At 63.0% G+C, this 6692-nt stretch carries 7 protein-coding genes; 5 read left to right on the top strand and 2 right to left on the bottom strand.

Going from position 1 to position 6692, the window contains the following annotated elements:
- The 3 genes from trbJ to trbL all read left to right on the top strand — a co-directional run.
- Window positions 1–649: P-type conjugative transfer protein TrbJ (trbJ, locus tag RBT54_RS17910; protein WP_320368366.1), on the top strand; the 649-nt coding region annotated here is incomplete at its 5' end.
- A gap of 10 nt (window positions 650–659) precedes the next feature.
- Entirely contained in the window at window positions 660–872 is a 213-nt protein-coding gene (trbK, locus tag RBT54_RS17905) for an entry exclusion lipoprotein TrbK (RefSeq protein WP_320368365.1), read from the top strand.
- Window positions 873–877: 5 nt separating this feature from the next.
- Window positions 878–2323, top strand: coding sequence for a P-type conjugative transfer protein TrbL (gene trbL / locus RBT54_RS17900; protein ID WP_320368364.1), 1446 nt, complete (start codon window positions 878–880; stop codon window positions 2321–2323).
- A 305-nt stretch (window positions 2324–2628) separates the two neighbouring features.
- Here the strand turns inward: trbL and RBT54_RS17895 are convergent, their stop codons facing one another.
- Window positions 2629–3198, bottom strand: coding sequence for a hypothetical protein (locus tag RBT54_RS17895; RefSeq protein WP_320368363.1), 570 nt, complete (start codon window positions 3196–3198; stop codon window positions 2629–2631).
- 110 nt (window positions 3199–3308) lie between these two features.
- Window positions 3309–4250, bottom strand: coding sequence for a competence protein CoiA family protein (locus tag RBT54_RS17890; protein WP_320368362.1), 942 nt, complete (start codon window positions 4248–4250; stop codon window positions 3309–3311).
- Between RBT54_RS17890 and RBT54_RS17885 the strand changes: the two genes are divergently transcribed.
- Together RBT54_RS17885 and RBT54_RS17880 are read left to right on the top strand one after the other, a co-directional pair.
- Window positions 4249–5376 (top strand): hypothetical protein, encoded by a 1128-nt coding sequence (locus RBT54_RS17885; RefSeq protein WP_320368361.1) that lies wholly within the window; start codon window positions 4249–4251, stop codon window positions 5374–5376. The genes RBT54_RS17890 and RBT54_RS17885 overlap by 2 nt on opposite strands.
- Window positions 5377–5647: 271 nt before the next feature.
- The coding region (locus RBT54_RS17880; protein ID WP_320368360.1) for an SNF2-related protein at window positions 5648–6692 on the top strand (1045 nt) is incomplete at its 3' end.

The following is a 6692-nucleotide window of genomic DNA, read 5'->3' as shown; positions in this document are numbered from 1 at the left end:
GACTGCGATCGAGAGCGTCGCCCAGACGCTGAAGCAGATCGAGCAATACCGGACACAGCTGCAGCAGTACGAGAACCAGTTGCAGAACACCATGGCGCCGGCGGCCTACATCTGGGATCAGGCGCAGGCCACCATCAATGGACTGATGACCGCCGTTGATACGCTCAACTACTACAAAACCCATCTCGGCAGCGTGGATGCCTATCTTGGCAAGTTTCAGGACGTCGCCTATTACCGCGGCTCGCCATGCTTCTCGGCAAGCGGCTGCAGTGCTGCAGAGTGGGCAGCGATGGATGACAACCGCCGCCTCGCCTCCGAATCCCAGAAGCGCGCGAACGATGCGCTCTTTCACGGCCTGGAACTTCAGCAGCAAGCACTCAAGACGGACGCCCGCACGCTGGAGCAGCTCCAGCGTCGCGCAGAGGGTGCCCGCGGACAGATGGAGGCGATCCAGTTCGCCAACCAGCTTGCCAGCCAGCAGGCCAATCAACTGCTGCAGATCCGCGGCCTGTTGATCGCCCAACAGAACGCCATGGCTACCCGCGCGCAGAGCGAGGCTGATCTTGCGGCGCGGCAGCAGGCGGCACACCTGGCCTCGACCGAGCGGCGCGGGCCGGATGCTCTGCCCAGTAGCCCGATACGCTGGTGAGGAGGTGGTTATGAACGTCGTCGCAATCGGTACGCTTTTCGCCGGCTTACTGGTCGGCTGTGCGCCCATTCCCGAGCCGATGCCTGAAGTGACTGCCGAGAACTGCCGCCCTGAGGGGATCCAGCAGATCAGGGACGAGGCCACGCGCAGGGAATTCGGTAGCCGTTGCTCGCGCCTGCCGATCGGCCCCGACACCCTTCCGACTAACCCCAAGAGGTGGTGACGACCATGAAGATCAACCGTTCAACGGCGTTCGTCGTCGCCGTACTGATGCTTTTATCGGGCAGCGCCTTCGCGCAGCTCTCGTTTCATGATCCGGCAACCAACCGCGGTATCCTGGACCAGGTCGTCACCGAGTTCGCTGCGCGGGCATCCGGCTGGCAGACGGTGGTGATGAATGCAGCAACCTGGCTGTTCTGGACGCTGGGCACCATCTCGCTCGCCTGGACGGGCGGCATGCTCATCCTGCGCAAGGCCGACATCGGCGAGTTCTTCGCCGAGTTCGCCCGCTTCATCCTGTTCTTCGGTTTCTACCTTTGGCTGCTGCGCAATGGCCCGGCAATTGCCGACGCCATCATCGGCTCGATGCGCCAGATCGGCGAATCCGCAATTGGCGTGTCGGGCCTCTCCCCCTCGGGGGTCGTCGATGTCGGCTTCATGATCTGGAAGCAGGCGGTGACAAACCTCTCTGCCTGGCAGCCCATCGACAGCTTCGTAGGCGTGGTGCTGAGTGCCGGTATTCTGTTGCTGCTAGCAGTCGTCGCGGTGAACATGCTGCTGCTCTTCGTGTCGGGCTGGATCCTGATGTACGCCGGCATCTTCTTCCTTGGCTTCGGCGGATCGCGCTGGACCTCGGAGATGGCGCTCAGCTACTTCCGCACGGTGCTGGGCGTTGCGGTGCAGCTCTTCGTGATGACCCTCTTGCTCGGTATCGGTCACGACCTGCTGTCGAGCTTCTACGCCAAGATGAACAAGGGCGCACTCAACTTCGAGGAGCTCGGCGTCATGCTGGTTTTCTGTCTCGCACTGCTCCTGCTCATCACCCGTGTGCCGCCACTGGTGGCGGGCATCATCACGGGGGGTGGGGTGGCTGCGGCTGGAGGTGTCGGCAACTTCAGCGCGGGTGCTGTTGCCGGGGCTGGGATGGGGGCAGTCGGCATGGCGGCTACGGCGGCGGGAATGGCCGGTGCAGCCGTCATGAGCGGCGCACAGAACATCGCGGGGGGCGTGTCGGCCGTGAAGGCGGCATTCGACAAGGCTCAGGCGGGGATCGAGAGCGGCGGTGGGCAGATGCCCAGCCTGGGACAGACAACCTCCAGCGGTGGGCGAGCTGCGGCGGGGGAGGCTAGCGGCTCCGCCTTTGCACAGGCCGCAGGCTTCGGCGGATCGTCATCGGCCGGTGCAGGCGCTGGGCTTGCGAGAGCCGCGGCGCTCGCCAAAGGCACGGCGGCCAACCTGGCCACCGGGGCGGGGAGCGTGATCAAAGACAAGGCCGTGAAGCTGGCTTCCGACTTCAAGGAGGGGGCTGATCAGAGCTTGCCGGGCAAAGTGGCGTCGGCGATTCGAGGCGGTGGGGCAGACAGCAGCGTCCAGTTCGACGGCAACAGCCTGACGGGGACGGAGCTGAATGACGAGGTGGCAACCTTCGTGAGCAAGGCGAAGGGGGCTGTGTAGCGTGTTGTATGTTGTAGCGTATTACATACACCTACAACGGCGAGCGCGCCGGTCCGCGTAGCTGCGCGATTTTAGCGGCTAAAGAAACGCAGTCAGGGTGCCGGCCCCCCATCCGAGTGAAGTGATCTGACAACGTGTTTGACTCTTGAGGGGCGGGGGCCGGATGCCTCAATTGGCTCGATACCGGCGCGGATTACCAACAACCGCGCCGATAGCGGGGCGCCCCTCATCAGTCAAACTGCGCCCCTCAAGTGTCAAAGTCCGACGCCCGCCAGCCTCGCGCCGTCGAGCGTGCCGGTTCCCTCTTATCGCCCGCAGCCCAAGCGCCACATTGCATCCTTTGCCTTTCGGCGGTCCTCCCGGAGTTGCTCCATACGCCATGAGGTGCCGCCGCGTCGCCCTTTAGCGTCGATGCGCTTGATCTGCTTCTCGAACTGGTCGCACTGGTACTCGTTCCCCTTGGAGTCGGGTGGCGTTCTTTCGATGAGGCCAACAGGCTTGGTGCTGGATTGGCGGGTCGGTGGCGCGTACTGCGCCACGGGCACGGGCGGGGGCGACACGACGCTGACCGTTCCGCCCGAAACGGCGGCCTGCTTCGTTCCACCCGGGCAAGGTTCTGCCTGGTAGAGGACGCCGCCCGGTCCCTGGCAGCGGTAGAGACCGTTTGCCGGCGGCGTTGCTTCCCGCGTTAAGGCTGTGGCGTTGTCCCTTGCGGGCGAGTCGAACCGCGACCCTGCTTCCGGCGTACTCTTGCTTGGTGCAGCGCTCTCTTTCATTGGGGTCGGGCGCTGTGCGTCCCACCACAGCAAGGCTCCAACACCGCAGAACACGAACACCGTCAGCGCGAGTGCCAGCATGTTGTTCTTCATCTTCATGACATTTCTCAAAAGCATTTCTGCGTAACTATATCCATCACGGATTAATTGCTCCGTGACCTCCGGTACGGTGGCGACATTGACACTTGAGGGGCGGAGCCGCCTACAAGCTATGCCCTCTGCTCGGGCGGACGCGTTTGGCGCTTGGCGATCTCGGCGACCAGGAACGGCTTGGCTTCGACTGGAAAGAGCCAGTTCTTGTGGGCACGCTGCCACCGCCCCCCGAAGTCTCGGCACCAGGTTTTCACCACTTCGTTGAACTGCGCGTCGTATGGGCTCCAGAGCGCTACGCCGAACGGGAAGTCGATCAGATCCACGATGCGGTTGTCAGGCCAGTAGCGTGTTCTTGGCGGCTTTGCCTTCGGCAGAGGCTGACGGGGTGTTGGCAATGGCATCCGTTCCGCGACTGCGTGCGCTTGCTCGGTCGCCATCTCGATCAGGGCACGCTGCTCGGGGAGGAACAGCCAGCGCTTGGCCTCCGCGCCATGAACCACGATCTCGTCAAGGGCTCCCCAGTCCCATGATTCGCGGTCGAAGCCTCGAAGGTCGATCTCGATGGACGGATTGCCGAGCTCACGCAGAACCGCCAGCTTTTCCTGATCCACGAAGTGGGTCACGCCGACCTCGATCAGATACGACTCCGTTCCGGCCGTCCCCACGACGTCCGGTATCACTGCGCCGAGATTCACCTCGGTCCTGACCGTCGTGAAGTCGATCCAGGTTTCCGGGATTGAGGCCTCCCCGGTGCCGTGGCGCCCGTCCGGCAGCGTGACCGAGCGCTTCACAGACAGCCCCGGCAAGGTGATGCCGCCCGCCCGCTCGATGGCGGCCTTCGCCGCGAGATGCAGGGCGCTTTCGGCGCTGCCTTCACAGTCGGCGCCGCTTGCATGGGCGAAGTGCCAGACCCGCACGTCTCCTTGGCGTGCGATGAGCGGACGGAGGCAGGACGGGCAGGTGCATCCGCACGCCTGTCCGCGCTCAACCTCGTTCACCGAGACGACCCGGCCGTCCTTGGCAATGGCAAATGATTGCAGCAGACTCGTGGCTTCCATGTCGATTGCTCCTTCGTTGATGACAGTGACGAGTCGAATTACCGTGCAGGCCGCTTTGCCAGAACACCCGGACAACGGGGTTGAAAGGGGGTTTGTGGATACGCAAGCCATTGTTTTGGCGGCGAAGCGGCTTGATGAGCTTGCGTCGCGCTGGCCGGAGTCGCGTTACCTCAACGTTGCCGTGCTTCGGGCGCTGCTATCCCTCGTGCAGCGTGATCCGGAGCGTGCGCAGGTCGGTTTCGATGCGTGGGAGGTGGCTGCTGCGGTTCGGGATGAGTACGTTCGCGGGTGGGCGGCAAACGATCTGCGAGAGGAGGTCGCTGCCAAGGTTCGCGAGCATTGGCAGAAGCTGATCGGTCAAACCTGGCCGAAGAAAGAAGAAGGCGTGCGCCAGCATCTGCAGGGTGCGGGTATCGAATTCATGCCCGTTCTCTCTCGTGATGAAGGCGGGGGGCAAGGTAATCCGACGCGTTACTGCTTTGCCTTGGAGCCGTTTGAAGCTGAGGATCGTCGCGTCGATGAAGAACGTCCGTTTGAACCGGTCGACGGGAAGGTTTCAGATGTATCGGTATGCGTGTCGTCTGCTCGGCAGCAGATCAGCTATATCTGCGAGGACGTAGAAGATGCGTCATGGCTCGCGCGCACTTTCGCGCAGGGCTTTCAGCTCGCAGGTTGGCGCCGCCATGTGTTCCGCGGAGTGTTGCTCTTCGGGATTCTCATCGTCGGACTGACGGCGCTGCTCGTTCCGATGACCTTGTTGGTCACCAGGTCGGTGAGTGGCATCGCAAATGCGGCATTTGCTGCCGTGGTCTTCGGCTACGTTTTCTGGGCCACCCTCGGGACTCTCCTGATGCTTCACCGCTGGCGCATTGCTCTGGCGCCATGGTGGATGCAGTCGGTCGACGATGACCGCCTCGTAGAGTGGCGTTGTCCGCCGCGTCATACCGACAAATCCATCAAGGCCGTCCGCTACACGGCGAAGTGCCCTCTGTGTGGCGGCAAGGTCGTTGCGCGTTCAGGAAGCTTCATGCTTGCCTGGAAACTCGTCGGGCGATGCGAGGAGGCGCCGGCGGCGCACGTCTTCTCCTTCGACCACGTGCGGCGCGACGGGCATCGCATTATGTGACGTATGACACGCAGAAGACGGCGGCAGTGGCCACCGCCTGGCGTGTTTCGGATCCCTCATCTGCGATAATCAAACCAAGTTTTTCGAACGCACGTACGCGACTTGCATTCGTCGAGCGGCTTGTTGATTTGCTCTGAATTCTCACAATTTCAGCGCGCTCGGCATACGGAGATTGCACAGGTCTCGATATGTTCGAGACCAACGGGGGGCTTGATCATGCAACTCGCAACCATTCGAGCAGGGGCTCCATGACTGAGAAGGGAATCGCCCGATGAGATTCGTCTCCAACGCCGGCTCTGATCGAGTCCTGGACCTGATCCGCCCTTGGATTCAGCGCGGGCACCAGATCGATATGGTGTCGCCCGCTTTCTCGTTGTTTGCCTACTCCGAGCTCCTTGACGAGCTTCCCCAGGTTTCCCGAGCCCGCTTCGTTTTGCCGCCGCAACCGGCATCTTCGCAGGGCGCTACGGACGACACGCTCGGCTTGCTCGGTTCTGCGGCTGATCGTCCCCACAGGAACAAGCTCCAGGCACCGTGGCTGTCGAGAAAGTTGGCTGCCTGGCTGGAGCAGACCGCTGAAGTGCGCCACGCACAGGGCGCGGTTCCACAGGGCACGCTGGTCTTGCGCGACGGTGAAGGGAGGGCGCAGCAGGCCGTGATGGGGTCGTTCGCGTTCTCCACCGACGGGCTCGGGGTCACGCCGGGCAATCCGCTCAGCCTGATTCAGGCGTCGGAGAACCCGGCCGAGGCGCAGATGCTCAGCCAGTGGTTCGACTCGCAATGGGCCATGCTCCGGGATCAGCCGCAGGCCAAGGCCGAGCTGATTGAGAGGCTCAGGGGGCTCGGCAGCCACCGCGATGCATCGAGCGTGTACGCGCTGATGCTGCATCACCTTTTTGCCAACGGCGACGGGCTCGACGAGGAGCGCATCGTCAAGTCCGCGACCGGCATTCGCAACACCGTCGTCTGGAAGAAGCTCTACAAGTTCCAGCGCGACGGCGTGGTGGGTGCCATCGACAAGCTGGACCGCTTCGGTGGCTGCATCATCGCGGACAGCGTCGGCCTCGGTAAAACCTTCGAAGCGCTGGCCATCATCAAGTACCACGAGCTGCGAAACGACCGCGTGCTCGTGCTCTGCCCGAAGCGTCTGCGCGACAACTGGACGCTCTACAAGACCAACGATCGGCGCAACGTGCTGGCCTCCGACCGCTTCAACTACGACGTTCTGAACCACACCGACCTGTCGCGCGACGGCGGTCACTCCGGCGACATCGATCTGTCCCATGTGAACTGGGGCAACTACGACCTGGTGGTGA

This window comes from Thauera sp. (assembly GCF_034003485.1).
GTDB lineage: Bacteria > Pseudomonadota > Gammaproteobacteria > Burkholderiales > Rhodocyclaceae > Thauera.
Note: the sequence above shows the minus strand (reverse complement) of the source record. Positions and strands in the feature narration are given on the sequence as shown.

Excerpts from the sequence above, each read along its gene's own strand:
- trbK (WP_320368365.1), top strand. The coding sequence starts at position 660 with ATGAACGTCGTCGCAATCGGTACGCTTTTCGCCGGCTTACTGGTCGGC.
- trbL (WP_320368364.1), top strand. The coding sequence starts at position 878 with ATGAAGATCAACCGTTCAACGGCGTTCGTCGTCGCCGTACTGATGCTT.
- RBT54_RS17895 (WP_320368363.1), bottom strand. The coding sequence starts at position 3,198 with ATGAAGATGAAGAACAACATGCTGGCACTCGCGCTGACGGTGTTCGTG.
- RBT54_RS17885 (WP_320368361.1), top strand. The coding sequence starts at position 4,249 with ATGTCGATTGCTCCTTCGTTGATGACAGTGACGAGTCGAATTACCGTG.
- RBT54_RS17890 (WP_320368362.1), bottom strand. The coding sequence starts at position 4,250 with ATGGAAGCCACGAGTCTGCTGCAATCATTTGCCATTGCCAAGGACGGC.